Raw genomic sequence first — 18,060 nt, 5'->3', positions numbered from 1 at the left:
TACCATCATATCAGCCTACCTCTTTGCCGAATGCATCCTCGAGTCGGATGGGTCTGCCCAGGTGAAAGCCCTGTCCGAACGCGATGCCATAGGATTTCAGCATCGGCAATAGGGCCTCCTGGTCGACAAATTCGGCAATGGCCTGCTTGCCGAAGCCGGCGGCGATATCGGCGATGGCCCTGACGATCACCCGGCTCTCTGCGCTGACCGGCAGGTTGCGGATGAAGCTGCCGTCGATCTTGATGAAGTCCACGGGTAGCTGACCCAGGTAGTGGAAGCTACTGAAGCCCACGCCGAAGTCGTCAAGCGCCGTACGGCAGCCCAGGTCGCGAATGGCCTGCAGGACGCCCCGGGCGGTGGAGAAGTCGGTGACGGCGGCGGTCTCGGTGATCTCGAGGATCAGGTAGTTGGGGTCCGCGCCGCTGGCCGCGATCTCGTCGGCCAGGTACTGCTTGAGCCCGTCGTCGTGGAGTGACTGCCCCGAGAGGTTCACCGCGAGGCTGACGCCCCGGTCCCTCAGCTGGCCCAGTAGCGCAAGGCTGCGATGCAGCACCCAGCGGTCCAGGGGGATGATCTGTCCGCTGCGCTCGGCGACCGGGATGAACCGCCCCGGTGAGACCAGCTCGCCATCGTCATCGCGCATCCGCAGCAGCACCTCGTAGTGCCGGACATCGCGATCCTCCAGGCGGACGATGGGCTGTACCATCAGTTCGAAGGCGTCCTCTTCCAGGGCGCGGTGCACGCGCCCTTCCCAGTAGACCCGTTCCTGAAGCTCGTCCCTGGCATTCTCCACCGTCGAGAGCAGGTGCCAGCGCTGGGTGCCCGAGCCCTTGGCCTTGTACATCGCCATGTCGGCGCTGGCCATCAGGTCGATCGGGTTGTCGCCGTGGCTCGGGAAGAGGGCGATGCCCGTGCTCGCGGCGACCCGGTGGCGCCTCTCCCCCGCGTTGAAGCCGATGGACTCCAGCACCTGGTTGAGCTGCTGGGCGACACGAACGGCCAGGTCTTCATCGGCCCCCTCCAGCAGCAGGGCGAACTCGTCCCCCCCCAGTCGGGCGATGGTGCCGCGGTGCCCGAACTCCTCGAACAGCACGCCGGCGACCCTGCGCAGCAGCTGGTCGCCGGCCTGGTGGCCGCTCAGCTCGTTGATGTCCTTGAACTGGTCCAGGTCCATCATCAGCAGGGCGCCATGCCGGCCACGCTTCAGTGCGGCGCAGAGGGCATCCTGGAGGTAGCGGCGGTTGAACAGCCCGGTCAGGGGGTCGCGCTCGGCCAGCCAGGTGAGCCGTGCCTCCGCGGCCTTGCGCTCGGTGATATCGAGGCCGACGGAGATCCGTGCAGGCCGCCCGTTGGCGCCGGCGGGCAGGGGGGCGTGGTACCAGGCGATGGTGCGCTGGCGGCCATCCGCGGTTTCCAGGGTCCGCTCCTCCTGCGGCGCGCCGGGAGGCGCCATCGACAGGGCAGGACTCTCGGGAGGGAAGACATCGTCGAAGAGGCGCTTGAGCAGCACCTCCTCGCGGGTGGCCATGACCGAGAGCGCATAGTCATTGACCAGGGTGATCCGCCCGTCGGTATCCTGGGTGACGATGAACACCCGTGCCGTGTCGAGCAGGCTGCCGATGAAGTCGCGCTCGCGGGCCAGATCGTCGACCCGCTCGGCCAGCTGCTCGCCGCGTGCCGTGACCTCCTGTTCCAGGGTCTCCAGCTGGTTGGCGAGCTCGAGGGTGGTGCCCTCCAGGATATCGATCTCGTCGGCGAGGCGGCGCCTGGGACGGCGGATGGCAGCGCGGGCCTCGGCAAATCCGCCCTGGGCCAGGGTCGGCAGGACACTCGAGATGCGCCTGAGGCGCGCCATGGGGGTCAGCAGGATGGCCAGCAGCAGCAGTTCGGCGGCAAGCCAGCCCCCCAGGCCGACCAGGATCAGGTTGCGGGTATCCTGGTGGATAGCCCGGATCTGCTGGGTGATGTCGGACGCCATCAGGAAGTAGCCGACCGTCCGCCGGTCGCCGTCCTCATCCATGCGCACGGCGCTGAGCTCGATGTCGCTGCCCCGGTGCTTCAGGCGCAGCGGCGCTTCCACCAGCTCACGAATCGACGCCTGCTGCGAGGCCTCCCTGAGCATGGGGAGGTTCTGCTCCTGGCGGGTCAGCGCCACAAGGTGGCCACGCCATCCAGCCAGGTGGCGCTCGGACTCCAGGTCGCGAGAGGCCATGGGGCCGACGACCAGCAGTGCCACGTCGCTCTCGGAGACCTGCTGGGCCTGGCGGGTCACGTCGGCCAGGGAGCGCGAGAGAATGACGGTGCCGGCACTCTCGCCCTCGACCAACACCGGCACGGCGGCATACTGGCGGCAGTCCGTGGAACAGCGCAGGGCGGTGAGCGGCATCTCGGAGGCCATGACCTGGCGGACCCACTCCTGAATCGGCCGCTCGTTCTCTGCCTGGCTCTCTCCCCAGTCGGCCTGCTGGATGCCCTCGGCATCGAAGATCAGGATCTCATCCACTCCACCCTCGAGCTGCAGGGTGGGCCATTGGGCTGCCAGCGCGTCGAGGATATCGCCATTGTCGCCCACCTCCAGGGCGCGCCCCAGGCCCTGGGCGGCTGCGGCCAACGCGGCCAGCTGGCGCAGGCTCTCCTCCGAGCGTGACAGGGCCAGACGGATCTCTCGCATCTGGCGCTCCCCGTGCTGCGCGCGGCTCTCCTCGAACTGGCGGGTCAGGTTGGCATGGCCCAGCCAGGAAAAAAGCAGCACCAGTGCCAGCAGCAGCAGGCTGTTCAGGGCGATGACCCGCCAGGTCAGGCTGAGGCGGGTCTTGTAGGCCTTGGGGTTGCTCATTCCTGGGGTTCCCGAACCATGGATACCAGCCACTTGCAGGTCTTGTCAGAAACGCAGCGAGAGCTGGAAGAGCAGCATGTTCCAGCGCCGGCTGGTCTCCGACGGATCAGGGTTGTCCTGGATCGGCAGCCAGCCGGTGCCATCCACATGGTGATACTCAGCCGCCATCATGACGCGGGGATTGAGGTTCCACTGCAGTCCCAGGGTCAGATCCTGGGCATACTGGCTGTGGGCCGGGCCGGCGCCGCTGGCCTCGAACGCCGTGCCCGAACGGTCGTCACGATTGCTGACCAGGCTGTCGTAGCGCACCAGCCACTGCCAGCTGTCATGGAAGCGGCGGGTGTACTGCACGTACCAGCTCTCGCCGGTGACATCGAAGTTCACGGCGGGGTTATTGAAGTTCTCGAGACCGGAGTTTCGCCAGGCATACTCGCCGGTCAGGCTCCAGTTCTCCGCGTTGTACTGCAACGAGAGGACCCAGGGCTTGAAGTAGAAGTCCCCATCACTGAGCCCCGGCAACGAGGAGTCGAAGCGCGCATTGGCATCAACCGCGCTGATGGCGGCAACGACACGCCCCCCATCATGCTCATAGCGAACCTGGCCAATGGCGGAGCGTTTCGGGTCGAGTGACCCCGGTACGTTATCCAGGCGAAGGGTGCTTCGCAGGTCGTCACCGGCCTGCGGGTCACCGATGCCGATCTGTGCACGGAGGGTGCCGGTGGGAACCCGCTCCTCCATGTAGACGGCCAGTCCATCTCCCGACAGTGCCAGCGATCTCGTCCGGTCGAAGTAGATGGACTGGGGCAGCAGGATGCCGGGGCGGGTGAAGGCCACGTCACGCGTCTGGTTGTAGAAGCCGAAGGGGTTCTTGCTGCGACCGAGTTGAACGCCAAAGGTACGCTGCTGGTTGGAGATCATCTGGTAATCCACCACCCCATAATCCAGGACCGGCCTGGCGTCGCTGCCGTCACCGCCGGCACGGCGGCTCAGCACCTGGGCGGCGATCAGCACGTCCTGATGGGGGCGGATCGAGGCGTTGGCCCCGATCTCGGTGTACTTCAGGCTGCCGCTATCACTGCTGCTGGGGCCGAAGAAGTCATTGCGGTCGGTGATCACCAGGGCCTGGCTGAGGAAGCCATGCAGCTGCAGGGTGTCCAGCATGTCGCTTTCCGCCACGGCCCGGTCGGGGCTGGCCGCCAGCAGCAGGGAGCCGGTGGCGACGGCGACACAGCAGTTACTCCACCGAAATGACTTGGACGCGATCATCCAGATACTCCCTTTCCAGATAGCCCAGGGCACCGGGGGTGCTGGCGATGCGTTCGCGCATCTCTACCTGGGTGAAGACTCTTGTGGGTGCCTGACCGGTGCCGGAGAAGACCATGCGGTCCCAGGCCAGCTGCAACTGGTGCGGGAAGACGGCCAGTCGCTCCTTGGCGAAGCGCGCATGCAGGGGGTGATCATTGGCCAGCACGAAGACGCGGACCGCCTGGCCGTCCGGCCAGGTGCGCTGGCGCATGGCGAAGATCGCGCGGGTGGTGTCGCGGGTCAGCTGGCGGGTGTTGACGTCGGCATGGGCCACCAGCAGCACCGGCGATTCGTCGGCCACGACGGGCGTCGTCCCTGCCAGCATCAGCAGGGCGAGGAGCAGGCAATGCCTCAGCCACGCCACTTGCCGGCCTCATGGCGGAGGGGGGCGCATCGTGCTGCCGCTCGATGAGGGCGCGACGAGACAGGAGTCAACATGGTGTATCGGGTTCCCTGTAAGGTGATCCACGCCGGCCCCGGAGCGGTGGTGGCGGAAGACCGCCGGCCGCCGGGATGGGGTCCGTGATGCCTCTATCCTGCGTAAACCGCGTGGCCGTTCGAATGATCCCGTGGCATGTCGTGGTTCTCGCGCCGCGACTATGCCGATTCGGCCGTCATGTCCGAATACGCTACATCACTGGAATTCAATGTAAAGCAGTTTGCTTCAACGGGCGAAGCAGAAGGGCTGCCCGGCGACGTGCCGCCGGGCAGGGAGGCTCAGCCGTAGATGGTGAAGCTGTGGGCATTGAGCCAGAGGTGAGTCATCACGCTGGCGATATAGCCCAGCGCGATCACCGGGGCCCAGCGCAGGTGCCCCATGAAGGTGTAGTTGCCGCGGGCCTGGCCCATCAGCGCCACGCCGGCGGCGGAGCCGATGGAGAGCAGGCTGCCGCCGACGCCGGCGGTCAGGGTGATCAGCAGCCAGTGGCCGTGGGACATCTCCGGCTGCATGGTCAGTACCGCGAACATCACCGGGATGTTATCCACCACCGCCGAGATCAGGCCCAGGGCGATGTTGGCCTGGGTGGCTCCCCAACCGGAGTAAAGGGCCTCGGAGAGCATGCTCAGGTAGCCCATGAAGCCGAGCCCCCCGACACACATCACCACGCCGTAGAAGAACAGCAGGGTGTCCCACTCGGCCCGCGCCACGCGGTTGAAGACATCGAAGGGCACCACGCTGCCGAGCTGGGCCAACTTCTTGTCGTCGCCGCGGCGAGTGTAGCGGGTGCGCTTCTTCTCCAGCGAGCGCGGCAGGGTACGGCGCAGGTAGTAGCCGAAGAACTGCAGGTAACCGAGGCCGGTCATCATGCCCAGCACCGGCGGCAGGTGCAGCAGGGTATGGCAGGCCACGGCGGTGGCCACGGTGAGCAGGAACAGTGCGATGATGCGCCGGGCGCCCCGCTTCAGCCAGACGTCCTCCTGAACGCTGTCGGGCTTGCGGTTCTTGATGAAGGCGCTCATCACCACGGCGGGGATCAGGTAGTTGACCAGCGAGGGGACCAGCAGCTCGAAGAACTCGTAGAACTTCACCAGGCCCGCTTGCCAGACCATCAGGGTGGTGATGTCGCCGAAGGGGCTGAAGGCGCCGCCGGCGTTGGCAGCCACCACGATGTTGACGCAGCAGAGGTTGATGAAGCGCTTGTCGCCCTCGGCGACCTTGGTCACCACCGCACACATCAGCAGGGCGGTGGTCAGGTTGTCGGCGATGGGCGAGATGACGAAGGCCAGCACGCCGGTGATCCAGAACAGCTGGCGGTAGCTGAAGCCCTTGCGGACCATCCAGGAGCGCAGGGCATCGAAGACCCGACGCTCGTCCATGGCGTTGATGTAGGTCATCGCCACCAGCAGGAAGAGCATCAGCTCGGTGAATTCGAGCAGGGTCTCGCGGAAGGCGTGCTCGGCCTCGTCGGGCATGCCGGCCTGCACGTAGACCCAGCCGATCAGCGACCAGATGATGCCGGCGGCCACCAGCACGGGCTTGGACTTGCGCATGTGCAGCTTCTCCTCGCCCATCACGAGGGCATAGGCGAGGACGAAGATACTCACGGCCACCAGGCCAACCAGGGAGCCCGTCATGTCCAGCGCACCGGTCACCGCGTGGGCGGAGGGGCTGAACAGCAGGCCGAGTACAGCGAGCACGAGGAATCCTGGCCACCAGGCGGGGCGCCGGGGCCGTTGGGTTGAGCGACAGGTTGTCAGCATGGCTGAAGTGTCCTGAAGAGGATGGGTGGGGGAGGGGGAAAAAGCGCGACGATATTAACATGGCGTGATGCGATGCAACATGCGTCGAAATGGGTATTCCCCCGTCCCGGGCATGCCGGTTTTGCATAGCGGGTGACGCTAATAAAGGCGGTTCAGGGCGTGCCCTGCTGCTGGGCCCGCTCGCGCCAGGCATCGGGGTCGGCCTCCACCATGGCCTCCTCGTCGCCTTCCCCGACCGTGCCCTGATCGAACCAGCGCTTCGGCTGCCAAAGCCTCAGCCGGGTCTCGCCATCCTCCAGGGCGAGTCCGACGCCCAGCGCACCGAGGCGCGCATAGAAATCGCCGGACAGGTCGTCGTCGCGCATCAGCAGGTTGGCCAGCAGGGTGAGGTTGCCCCCCTCCAGGCGGATGTCCCTCATCGACACCCCCCGGTCGTCCATGGTCAGTCGGGCACTGCCCTGGACCTGGCGCACCGTCAGCAGCCTGCCGAGCCAGTCACGCTCGCGGGCACGAGCCAAGAACAGGCGCGCCAGCAGGCCGCTGTCGCGCAGGGACAGCCCCAGGCGAGCCTCCAGTACCAGTGGCTGGGTCCAGGTCAGCTTCCCCTCTTCCAGCACCAGCCGGGCCCACCAGCCGGCGTCACGCTGGCCGCTGGCATCCTCGCGGGAGATGTTGTCCAGGCGCAGCACGGAACCGGCGGCATCGAAGTGCCTGCCCGCCAGGTCCCCGTCACGCAGCCGGGCGTCCAGGCGCAGGTCCCCGGCCAGCCGCTGGTCGGCCAGGCGAAGGCCGGCATCGAAGGCCTGCAGGGTCAGGTCGCCGCGCACCTCGAGCCCCTCGAGGGTCAGGTCGGCCTCCAGGCCCGCACGCCCGGACAGCAGCTCCAGCCCGGCATCGGCGGGCAGGTAGTCGTTGTAGCGTGCCAGGTCATCGACGTTGGCGATCGGCAGCTGGATGCGGGTGGTGACGCCTTGCAGGCTGGCCGAGGGGGCATCGAGGCGCAGCCTCGGCAGGCGGGTCTCCAGCTGGAAATGGCGGCCGTGGATATGGGGGCGTGCGTCGCCGAGCTGGCGCAGGTCGAAGGTCGGCAGCGACAGGCGGAGCCGCGCGCTCGGGTCCGGCCCTTCGTCGGCCGCCCGTTCCAGATCGAGGCGCAGCTCGCCACGGCCGCTGGCCTCGTAGTCGAGGAAGCCCACCGCGAGTTCGTCGGCCGCCACCTCCAGGCGGCTGTCCGGCAGCAGCCGCCCCTGGTCCAGGGCCAGGTCCGCCACGAAGCGTCCGCCACCGGCGAGCGTCAGGCCATGGGCCGCCGGCAGGAAGTCATCCAGCACGCCGAGGTTGGTGATCAGGCCCTCCAGGCTGAGTTCGCCCGACATCGGCTGGCTCTCTGCCGGCTGGTCCGGCAACGGCAGCGGGCCGAAGACGGCCCGCCGTGCGACCAGCAGCGTGCGCAGGCGATCCTCCGCAGCGACGCTGGCCTCGCCCGCCTGGATCTCCAGCCGGCTGCCCGACAGGTCCAGGGACGAGCCGTCCAGGCTCGCCTCGCCGACCCGCAGTGCCAGTGACAGTTCGCCGGCAAAGGCCTCGTTGAGCAGCTCCCCGGCGATGCGCTGACCGGCGAGCTCGATCCGCCCCCGGCCCCGTCCGGCTTCCACCGACAGCTCCCCGTGTGTCTCGGCGCGTCCCGAGTCCAGCCGGAAGGGCACGCCGGAGGGCAGGTAGGCCTGCAGCACCTCGACATCGGGCATCTCGGCTCCCTGCCACTCGACGCGCAGGGTCGGCAGGGAGAGGGTCGGCGAGAGGTCGAGCAGCTCGCTCTCGGCCACCAGCGACAGTTCTCCCCCTTGCATCATCCTGCGCCCATCCCGCACGCGGTCCACCCGGGCCTCCTCGACCCTGGCATCCAGGCGCCCCCGCGCGCGGCCGAGGGCCGGCTGCCAGCTGGCCGCCAGGCTGCCGCGCCCCCGGGCCTCCAGGCCCAGCACGGCGATGCCCAGCGAGTCGGTGGTCACCGCCACTCGGCTGCCGGCGGCAATCCGTCCCTGCTCGAGGTCGAGGCTGGCCGCCAGCTCGCCGTCGCCCTCCAGCAGGATCTCGTTGTCCCCCATGACCCGGTCGAGGAAGCCGTCGAGCACATCCAGCTGCCCGACCCGACCCCGCAGGGCCACCCGGCCGCTCAGCGGGGGGGGGGCCGATGGGTTGACCAGCAGCGACAGCGGCAGCGCGGAGGTCAGGCGGGCCTCCTCGAGGGTCAGCTCGGTGGTCAGCGGGGCCTCGTCCCGCTCGCCGCTGGCCGAGAGGCGCAGTCGAGAGCCGCCCAGGTCGAGCCGGCGTGCGCCGGGATCCAGCTCGGCGAGGTTGAGGTCGAGCGTCATGTCACCACTCAGGCGCTGGCCGAGGAGCCGCAGGTCCACCGCGCTGCCGGTGAGCTGGAAGGCGCCCGCCAGGACGCCATCCCGGTAGTCGAGTCGTCCGTCCAGGGCGGCGCCGCCGCTCAGCAGGGAGAGCGGGCCGCCCTCCGGGAGGTAGGGTGAGAGCGCTCCCACATTGGGCAGGCGGGCGGCATCCCACTCCAGGCTCGCCTCCGTCAGGCGACGGGGCGCGTCGGCGAGGTCGGCGCCGGGCAGGGTCGCGGCCAGCCGGAACGTCTCGCTGGTCATGAACGGGTCGGCCAGCCCTGCCCGCTGCATGACCATCTCGTGCAGGGTGACCTCCAGCCGAGCCTCGGGGCCCTCGTCGCCGGCCTCGATCCGGCTGGTGATGCGCCCGGCGCCGATCAGGCGGTGCCGCTCCGGGGCCTCCCCGACCACCGTCCACTGGCGCGCGTCGGGGGGCGGCGCATCGGCCTCGCGCGGGGTCAGCAGGAGAGATTCATCCAGCTCCACCTGCAGCGAAGGCGAGTCGAGCACCAGCTCGCTGCCCGGTGCCAGTACCCCCCGCTCGAGGGTCAGCTCACCGGCCAGCTCGCCATGGCCGGCCAGGTCCAGCCACTCCAGCTGCCTCAGGTAGGGGGCGAAGACGTCCCAGGCATCCGCCGTGGCCGCCAGCGAAAGGTGGCCCGAGAGGTGGCGGGCGGCGTCCAGGTCCACCGGCTGCCGGGGGTGGAAGGCCTCGAGCCGCAGGTCGGTATCCAGGGCGATCTCGTTGGCCAGCACGGTAGGGCCGCGGTGGATGCTGGCCTCTGCCAGGCTGAGCGCCAGGGTGTCGGCCTCGATCCGGTCGGGCGCCAGGCGCAGCCCGGCAACGGCCAGGCTGCCGTCGCCTTCGAGGCGATAGTGGCCGAGGCGCAGGGCGCGCAGCCCCTCGGCCGTGCCGCGGGTCAGCTCCAGTCGCCCGGCGAGCAGCGCGGGCAGCGATAACTCGAGGTCGGCCCGGGCCACGTCGATCTCCAGCGGCTGCGCCGGATCGTCGCTGGCCAGGCGCAGCGACGTGAGGCTCAGGCGGCCGGGCCAGAGGCTATGGCCGGCTTCCCATTCGATCGACAGCCCGATGCGGTCGGAGAGCCAGGCCTGGGGCCAGGCGGCATTCAGCAGCCAGTGGAAACCGGCGACATGGCCGGCCGCCAGCAGCAGGAGCAGGGCCGGCAGCCACATCCAGCGGCGAGTCCGGCGCGGGGTGTCGGGGGTCGGTGGCGACATGGCAGACCGCTTCCTTGGGTGCATTCCCCCATGGTAGCGCGCGGCATGGCTCCGTTGGCCAGGGTTTTATGGCATCATCGGCGCACCGGCAGCTGCCGGCAGGATACGGACCGCCAACGACGCAGGGCAGGCACACCACGCATGTTTCTCGATGAATTCCATACGCTGGCAGGGGGGCGCGTACGCATCTCCGCGGAGCAGGCCAGTCGCTTCGCCAAGGGAGTCGCCGGCGACTACAACCCCATCCACAATCCGGATGCACGACGTTTCTGTGTTCCGGGTGACCTGCTCTTCGCCCTGGTGCTGGCGCGTTTCGGGCTCTCCCAGACCATGAGCTTCCGCTTCCTCAGCATGGTGGGCGACGGCACCCCGCTCTGCTTCCAGGAGCACGACGATGGCCGGATCCGCGTCTGTGACGACGCCGGCAAGTGCTATCTGGAGGTGGAGCGCAGCGGCGAGGTGACCCGCGACGAGGCCGTGGTCGAGGCCTTCACCCGCTGTTACGTGGCCTTCTCCGGCAAGAACTTCCCCCACTACCTCAAGCCGCTGCTGGAGGAGAAGGGGGTGATGTTCAATCCGCGCCGCCCGCTGGTGATCTACGACAGCATGGGCTTCTCGCTGGAGCGGCTGGACGGCCTTGCCCCGGCGCTGGAGCTGACCCGCTCGTCCCTGGCGGTCAGCGGCAAGCGCGGCGACGCCCTGCTGGAGTTCCGCATCCGGGCCAGCGGCGAGCCGATCGGCACCGGTTCCAAGAAGCTGGTGGTCAGCGGCCTGTGCGACTACGACCCGGCCGCCATGGACGAGATCGTGACCGAGTTCTACCGGCTCAAGGCGGCCTACGAGACCGAGGCCTGACGACCGCGCCGGCCTCGATGCCGGCCAGCAGGTGATGCATGTCCCGGAATGTCGAGCGGGGAGAGGCCGCGGGTAGCGCCGCCCCACCCACGGATATCGAGATCGCCCGCCGGGCCAGGCTCGAGCCCATCCTGACGCTGGCCGAGGCGCGCCTCGGGCTGGCGCCGGAGCACCTGATCCCCTTCGGCCACCATCGCGCCAAGCTCTCCCTTGACCTGCTCGACGCGCTGCGCCAGCGACCCCGCGGGCGGCTCGTCGTGGTCTCGGCGATCACCCCCACCCCCGCCGGCGAGGGCAAGACCACGGCCTGCGTCGGGCTGGTCGATGCGCTCAACCGACTGGGGGTGACCTCGCTGGCCTGCCTGCGCGAACCGTCGCTCGGGCCGGTGTTCGGCATGAAGGGCGGTGCCGCCGGCGGCGGCCACGCCCAGGTCGTGCCGATGGAGGCCATCAACCTCCACTTCAACGGCGACTTCCACGCGGTGACCGCGGCCCACAACCTGCTGGCCGCCCTGGTCGACAACCACCTCTACTGGGGCAATGCCCTGGGCATCGACCCCGAGCGGGTGACCTGGAAGCGCGTGCTCGACCTCAACGACCGCTCCCTGCGTCGGGTACGCACCGCGCTGGGTGAGGCGCGCGGGGATGAGCACGAGAGCGGGTTCGAGATCACCGCCGCCTCCGAGATCATGGCGATCCTCTGCCTGGCGGAGGACCTGGACGACCTGCAGCGGCGCCTGGGGCGCATCGTGGTGGCCTGGCGGAAGGACGACACCCCGGTGACGGCCGCGGACCTGCAGGCGGTCGGGGCCATGGCGGTGCTGCTGCGCGATGCCCTGGCCCCCAACCTGGTTCAGACCCTCGAGCACAGCCCGGTGCTGATCCATGGTGGCCCCTTCGCCAACATCGCCCATGGCTGCAGCTCGCTGGTGGCCACCCGGGCGGCCCTGGCGCTCGGCGAGGTGGTGGTCACCGAAGCCGGCTTCGGCGCCGACCAGGGGCTGGAGAAGTTCGTCGACATCAAGTCGCGGCAGTCGGGCCTCACCCCCGATGCGGTGGTGGTCGTCTGCACCCTGCGGGCACTGCGCTTCCACGGCGGAGCGAGCCGCGAGGCCATGGACCGCCCCGACCCCGAGGCGGTGACGCGGGGGCTCGGCAACCTGGCGCGCCAGGTGGCGGTGGCCCGCTGCTTCGGCCTCTCGCCAGTGGTGGCGCTCAACGCCTTCCCGACGGACAGCGCCGAGGAGCGTGAGCGGCTGGTGGCCTGCTGTGAGCGGCTCGACGTTGCGCTGGAGGTCTGCGACCACTGGGCGCGCGGGGGACAGGGGGCCCTGTCGCTGGCGCGGCGGGTGATGGAGAGGCTGGAGGAGGGGGCCAAGGCGGTGGCCCCCCTGTATGCGGACGGCACCCCGCTGGAGGAGGCGCTGACGGCCGTGGCCACCCGGCTCTACGGCGCCCGCGGCATCGAACTCTCCGCCGAGGCCCGCCAGGCGGTGGCCCATCTCGAGGGCGCCGGCTACGGTCGCCTGCCGGTCTGCATCGCCCGCACCCAGTACAGCTTCTCGGACGATCCGGCCGACGGCGGCCTGGTCGAGGGCCATCGGCTGCGGGTTCGCGAGCTGAGGCTCTCGGCGGGGGCGGGCTTCGTGGTGGCGATCTGCGGGCGGCTGATGACGCTGCCCGGGCTGCCGCGGCAGCCCGCGGCCCTGGGCATCGGCCTGGATGCCCAGGGGAATGTCACCGGCCTGGCCTGAGGCCGGCCCGGGGCGAGCGCGGTCAGACCACGACGGTGACCGGACAGGGGGCCAGGTCGATCACCCGGTGGCTGACGCTGCCCAGCAGGGACTCGCGCCACTTGCCCAGGCCCCGGCGCCCCATGACGATCATCGGTGCCTCCTCCAGGTGGTGACGGGCGCGGGAGACGATCGCCTCGGCGAAGCGCTCCTGGTGCAGCAGCTGCTCGTCGATCCCGGCGGGAATCTCGCCCACGGCCTCGCGGGCCAGGCGGAAGACCCGCTCGGCCTGGCTCTCCTCGTCCTCCTCGGCGGCGACCTGCCCGCCGGGCTGGCAGAAGATCAGCTCCACCGGGATGTCTGCCGCGCGCGCCAGGTCGCCGGCCAGCCAGGCCGCCTTGTGGGAGTGGCGCGAGCCATCCACCGGCAGCAGGATGCGCCCGATGCGCGAGGCCTCCAGCATGCTGGCGTCGGCATGCACGATGGTCACCGGGCAGCGGGCCCGATGCACGACCTCGTTGCTGACGCTGCCCTGCATGAACTTGCCGACATCGCTCAGGTGGCGGGCGCCCATCACCAGCAGGCAGCCGCCATGACGGCGCGTATGGTCGACGATGGCCCGCTCGGGATGGCGGATGAAGGTGGCATCCTCGAGCACCGCCTCGGTGGGGTCCAGCTCCAGCGCCGGATCGATCGCCCGGCGGGCCAGGGCGAAGGCCTCGACGGCCATCTCCTGGCGCATGGCCCGGTCATGGTCGGCGTCCGGCTGCCGGTTGGCCGGGATATCGCTCAGCTCGGCCGGGTTGAGCGGCATCACGTGCAGCAGCTGCAGCGGGGCATCCAGCAGCCGGGCCAGCAGGCTGGCATGACGGGCCGCCGCGGCGGCTGTGGGCGAGCCATCCACTGGCACGATCACCTGCGAGACCTGCTCACTCATCGACTTCTCTCCCTCGTCAGATGGATGCGGCGCCCGACAGGTGGCGCCTGGTGCTAGATTAGCAGCCGGTGGAACCCGGCGTCTCGCCCCCCACGGCTCAGGCCACCCGCAGGCGCTTGCCGAACATCAGCCCGCTCCAGTGGGTGCGGTTGACGAGCCGGTTGAGCAAGATCGAGCCGCTCATGCCGACCACCGCCAGCGCCGGCACGTAGAGCCACAGCGGGACCTCGACCTGCCAGGTGACGAAGTCCACCATCGAGAAGAACAGCGGGTGGGCCAGGTAGATACCGAAGGAGAACTCGTTGACCTTCTTCACCAGCGGGGTGGCCGGCCGGCCGGCCAGCCAGCCCATGGCCCACAGCGCCGCGAAGAGGAACAGCGGCACCACCCAGGTCTCCTTGGAGGAGTAAGCCAGCTCGCCGCGCAGCGTGAAGGCCACGATCACCGCCACCGTGGCCACCAGCCAGGCCGGGTGGGAGAAGCGGCGAAACCAGCGCTGGCGGTCGAGGTCCGGATAGGCGTCGACCAGCACCAGGGCGAGGAAGAACAGGTAGATCCAGCCCACCGGCGCGATCCAGTGCAGGTAGCCCGGCGGCTCGATGGCCTGCCAGCGAAAGAAGCCCCAGTAGCCCATGCTGATCAGTGCGCCGACCACCAGCCAGCGCCCGGAGGGGAGCCAGCGCCTGAGGTCGAAACGATTGTAGGCCCAGAACATCACGTAGAACTGCATGGCGATGATCAGGAAGTAGCCATGCCAGCCGGCGAACACCAGGTATTCGGTCATGTGGTAGCCGAAGCTCGGGTCCTCGCCACGGGCCAGCAGGCGCAGGTACTCGGCCAGGGAGTAGATCAGCCCATAGACCAGGTAGGGCACCATGATGTACTTGAAGCGGTTGGCCAGGAAGTCCCGGGGCACCGCGTTGCCGTAGCGCGCCGAGAACAGGAAGATCGAGATGAAGATGAAGATCGGGGTGCCTAGCACCAGGGGAATGCGCGCGAGGTCCAGGGTGAGATGGGGCAGGTAGTTGTCCTCGATGCGCCCGACCAGATGAAACAGGAAGACCGCCAGGCAGCCATAGAAGCGCAGCCAGTAGATTTCCTCGATTCGTTTCATGGGGTCTCCACGGCAGGCGGCGGTGAGGCAGGCCCGTGCAGCATGGCCCGCGGAACATCATCCATCAACTCCGGTCTGACCGCCTCGAGCCTCAGGAATTCCCCAAGGGCTCGGCGGTGCGCCGTGCCCCGTGCCCATCAAGGAGGAGTGCCATGCGACTGTCACAGCGGGCCTTCAGGCGTCACGGGACCCGCCGGGCCGCGACCCTGCTCTCGGCCAGCCTGATACTGCTCTCCGTGCTGCTGGCGTCACCGGCGGCCGCTGCCGGCCAGGTCAGCCAGCAGCGCTTCGCCTCGGAGACCCTGCAGCGCGACTACCCCTACACCCTCTACCTGCCCGGGGGCTATGCGGTCTCCCACCAGGCCTATCCGGTCATCTACCTGCTGCATGGCTCCTTCGGCAGCGAGACCGACTGGGTCCAGGGCGGGCGGCTCCGCCAGACCGCCGACCGGCTGATCCGGCTGGGCGTCATCCCGCCGGTGGTGATCGTCATGCCGGGGGCCGAGAGCTGGTGGATCGACGGACACAACGAGGCGGCCCGTACCGCCTTCTTCGAGGATCTGGTCCCGCACATCGAGGAGAGCTGGCACGTGGTCCCCGAGCGCGAGTGGCGCGGGGTGGCCGGGCTGTCCGCCGGCGGCTTCGGGGCCCTCAACTTTGCCCTCGAGCGCCCCGAGATGTTTGCCGCGGTTGCCGCCTTCAGCCCGGCGAGCTACCACCCGCTGCCGCCAGAGAACTCCTCCGCCTGGCGCCACCCCTCCTTCCAGCGTGACGGCAGCTTCGATGCCGAGCTGTGGGAGCGCAGCAACTACACCGCCCATCTGGACGACTACCTCGCCCAGGAGCTCACCGTTCCCGTCTATCTGACCGCCGGCGACCGCGACCGGCTCAACGCGGCGCACCATGCGCGCCTGGTACAGCATGCCCTGGAGCCCCGCCAGCCAGGCGACGTGCGCCTCGATGTGCTGCCCGGCGGGCACACCTGGCGGGTGTGGCGGGCTAGCCTGCCGCGCGGGCTCAGCTTCATGGCCCGCCACCTCCAGGCACCGGTGCCGCTGGAGACCGACGATGCCCAGGTGCCTGCCCCGACGCCCGACCGCTGACACCTGCGGCTCAGCCGCCCATGCCCAGCGCCATGCCACCCAGCCCGCAGACCAGCACCACCGCCCAGGGCGGCAGTTTCCAGACCGCGAGCAGGGCGAACCCCACCAGGGCCAGGGCGAACTCCGCCGGGCCCAGGATGGTGCTGGTCCATACCGGCTGGTAGAGCGCTGCCCCCAGCAGGCCCACCACTGCGGCATTGGCGCCACGCAGCCCCGCCTGGACCGCGGGCCTCGCCCGCAGGGCGTTCCAGAAGGGCAGGGCGGCCAGCAGCAGCAGCAGGCCCGGCACGAAGATCGCCAGCAGCGCCAGCAGCGCGTAGGCCAGGCCGCCTCCCGCGGTGACCATGCCCAGGTAGGCGGCGAAGGTGAACAGCGGCCCCGGTACCGCCTGGGCGGCGCCGTAGCCCGCCAGGAAGTCGTCCGCGGCGACGCGGCCGCCCTGCACCATCTCGGCCTCGAGCAGCGGCAGCACCACGTGGCCGCCGCCGAACACCAGGGCGCCGGCGCGATAGAAGGCGTCGACCAGGGCGATGCCCGGCCCGGTGCCGGCCATCACCAGCAGCGGCAGCCCGACCAGCAGCAGTGCGAAGAGGCCCAGGCAGCCCAGGCCCGCGCGGCGCGATACTGGAAGGTGCAGGGCGTCGTTCGCCGGCGCCCCGCCATCGCGACAGGCCCAGAGCCCCACCAGGCCGCCGACCACGATGGCCGAGACCTGGCCCATGGCCCCTCCCACCCCGATCACCAGCAGCACCGCGCCCACGGCGATGGTGGCGCGGGTCCGGTCCGGGCAGAGGTTCCTCGCCATGCCCCACACCGCATGGGCGACGATGGCCACCGCCACGATCTTCAGGCCGTGGATCAGGCCGCTGCCCAGGGGGCCGTCGAGGCTCGCCGCGCCCAGGGCGAAGAGCACCAGCAGCAGCGCCGAGGGCAGGGTGAAGGCCGCCCAGGCGGCCAGGGCCCCGGGCAGGCCACCGCGCATCAGGCCCAGGGCGAAGCCGACCTGGCTGCTGGCCGGGCCGGGCAGGAACTGGCAGAGCGCCACCAGGTCCGCATAGGCGCGCTCGTCGAGCCAGCGGCGCCGGGCCACGAATTCGTTGCGGAAATAGCCCAGGTGGGCGATGGGGCCACCGAAGGAGGTCAGGCCCAGCACCAGGAAGGCGCGAAAGACCTCGGCGAGGCGGCCCCGGGGTGTATCGTTCATGGGAACTCCAGGTGTCGGAAACGATGGCGCCGGCGGCGGGGCGGTGGGCAGCCCCGGCCGGCATGCCGTAGAGTGCCAGTCAGGAGGAGCGAGCGCCGCAAGCCTGACACGCAAGGATGACGGGACCATGATACGCACGCTGATGGTGGACGCCGAGGGCCGGGTCATGATCGGGGGCGAGGAGCTGATCGCCCGCTGGCGCGAGACCGAGGACGGCCGCCTGTGGATCGACCTGCAGGGCGAGCCCATGGCCCGGGAGCGGGAGATGCTCGAGGCCTTCGACTGCCATCCGATGGCCATCGACGACGCCCACCGCGAGCGCCACCCGCCCAAGATCGAGGAGTTCGAGGGCCACACCCTGATCCTCTACCGAGGCATCGCCTCCTTCGACGCCGAGCTCAACTACGCGCCCCAGCAGGTGGCGCAGTTCCTCGGCGAGCGCTTCCTGATCACCTTGCACCCGGGCCAGGCGCAGAGCATCGACCGCCTGCTCGCCAACGAGGGTAGCGACCTGCTGCGCCTGTCGCCGGAACACGTGGCCCTGAAGATCATGTACCTCTCCGCCGGCTACTACCTGGACAGCCTGCTGGAGTTCGAGAACGCCCTGAGCGACCTGGAGGACGCGCTGATGCAGAACGGCAGCGATGCCCTGATGCGCCAGGTCATCGGCTACCGCTCGCGGCTGGTCAAGATGCGTCGGGTCTTCAACTACCATGTCGGCATCACCCAGGAGCTCACCGCCTATGACTATGCTCACCTGCCGCGGGACAACGAGGACACCCTGCACGCCATCAACGACGTCCACGAGCGCTTCGACCGGCTGCTTACCCTGACCCAGATGTACTACGACATCTGCGGCGACCTGATCGACGGCTACATCTCGCTCTCCTCCCACCAGCTCAACATCACCATGCGCATCCTCACGGTGATCACCGCCATCTTCGTGCCGCTCACCTTCATCGCCGGCCTCTACGGGATGAACTTCGAGCACATGCCGGAGCTGGGCTACCGCTATGCCTACTTCGTGGTGCTGGGCATCATGCTGGGCATCGGGCTGACGCTGGTCTGGCTGTTCCGGCGCAAGGGGTGGTTCTAGGCGTCAGCCGCCAGCCTGGCCGAGTCAGCTTGCCGCA

12 protein-coding genes are annotated in these 18,060 nt (G+C 69.4%); 4 read left to right on the top strand and 8 right to left on the bottom strand.

Features of this window, described 5'->3' with window-relative positions; all coding sequences use genetic code 11:
- Nucleotides 1-10 precede the first annotated feature (10 nt).
- The 5 genes from NFC98_RS15115 to NFC98_RS15095 all read right to left on the bottom strand — a co-directional run bounded on the left by NFC98_RS15115 (nt 11) and on the right by NFC98_RS15095 (nt 9,981).
- Complete coding sequence (locus NFC98_RS15115; RefSeq protein ID WP_254275743.1) at nt 11-2,836, bottom strand: EAL domain-containing protein; 2,826 nt, start codon at nt 2,834-2,836, stop codon at nt 11-13.
- Between the two features lie 45 nt (nt 2,837-2,881).
- A complete protein-coding gene (locus NFC98_RS15110) occupies nt 2,882-4,102 on the bottom strand; it encodes a hypothetical protein (RefSeq protein ID WP_254275742.1) in 1,221 nt (406 codons plus the stop codon).
- Complete coding sequence (locus tag NFC98_RS15105) at nt 4,071-4,466, bottom strand: hypothetical protein (protein ID WP_254277856.1); 396 nt, start codon at nt 4,464-4,466, stop codon at nt 4,071-4,073. The genes NFC98_RS15110 and NFC98_RS15105 overlap by 32 nt, the downstream gene beginning before the upstream one ends.
- A gap of 392 nt (nt 4,467-4,858) precedes the next feature.
- Nucleotides 4,859-6,343 carry a sodium:proton antiporter NhaD gene (gene nhaD, locus NFC98_RS15100; RefSeq protein WP_254275741.1) on the bottom strand — a complete coding sequence of 495 codons (1,485 nt, stop codon included), beginning with the start codon at nt 6,341-6,343 and terminating at the stop codon, nt 4,859-4,861.
- 152 nt (nt 6,344-6,495) lie between these two features.
- Nucleotides 6,496-9,981, bottom strand: coding sequence for a DUF748 domain-containing protein (locus tag NFC98_RS15095; protein ID WP_254275740.1), 3,486 nt, complete (start codon nt 9,979-9,981; stop codon nt 6,496-6,498).
- Between the two features lie 141 nt (nt 9,982-10,122).
- Here NFC98_RS15095 and NFC98_RS15090 point away from each other — a divergent pair, with 141 nt between their 5' ends.
- Nucleotides 10,123-10,836 (top strand): DUF3581 domain-containing protein, encoded by a 714-nt coding sequence (locus NFC98_RS15090; RefSeq protein WP_254275739.1) that lies wholly within the window; start codon nt 10,123-10,125, stop codon nt 10,834-10,836.
- A 38-nt stretch (nt 10,837-10,874) separates the two neighbouring features.
- Entirely contained in the window at nt 10,875-12,590 is a 1,716-nt protein-coding gene (locus NFC98_RS15085; RefSeq protein WP_254275738.1) for a formate--tetrahydrofolate ligase, read from the top strand.
- Nucleotides 12,591-12,612: 22 nt separating this feature from the next.
- Here the strand turns inward: NFC98_RS15085 and NFC98_RS15080 are convergent, their stop codons facing one another.
- Nucleotides 12,613-13,506, bottom strand: a complete 894-nt coding sequence (locus tag NFC98_RS15080) for a universal stress protein (RefSeq protein ID WP_254275737.1) — start codon at nt 13,504-13,506, stop codon at nt 12,613-12,615.
- Nucleotides 13,507-13,603: 97 nt separating this feature from the next.
- Nucleotides 13,604-14,620 (bottom strand): acyltransferase family protein, encoded by a 1,017-nt coding sequence (locus tag NFC98_RS15075; RefSeq protein ID WP_254275736.1) that lies wholly within the window; start codon nt 14,618-14,620, stop codon nt 13,604-13,606.
- A gap of 152 nt (nt 14,621-14,772) precedes the next feature.
- Here NFC98_RS15075 and NFC98_RS15070 point away from each other — a divergent pair, with 152 nt between their 5' ends.
- Nucleotides 14,773-15,723 (top strand): esterase family protein, encoded by a 951-nt coding sequence (locus NFC98_RS15070; protein WP_254275735.1) that lies wholly within the window; start codon nt 14,773-14,775, stop codon nt 15,721-15,723.
- Between the two features lie 10 nt (nt 15,724-15,733).
- Here the strand turns inward: NFC98_RS15070 and chrA are convergent, their stop codons facing one another.
- Nucleotides 15,734-16,927, bottom strand: coding sequence for a chromate efflux transporter (gene chrA, locus NFC98_RS15065; RefSeq protein WP_254275734.1), 1,194 nt, complete (start codon nt 16,925-16,927; stop codon nt 15,734-15,736).
- Between the two features lie 127 nt (nt 16,928-17,054).
- Between chrA and NFC98_RS15060 the strand changes: the two genes are divergently transcribed.
- Complete coding sequence (locus NFC98_RS15060) at nt 17,055-18,023, top strand: magnesium transporter CorA family protein (protein ID WP_254275733.1); 969 nt, start codon at nt 17,055-17,057, stop codon at nt 18,021-18,023.
- The last annotated feature ends 37 nt before the right edge of the window (nt 18,024-18,060 follow it).

The sequence above is a fragment of the Halomonas sp. 3H genome, assembly GCF_024206005.1.
Taxonomy (GTDB): Bacteria; Pseudomonadota; Gammaproteobacteria; order Pseudomonadales; family Halomonadaceae; genus Halomonas; species Halomonas campaniensis.
The sequence above is the reverse complement of the archived record's forward strand: the minus strand, read 5'-3'. Positions and strand labels throughout refer to the sequence as shown.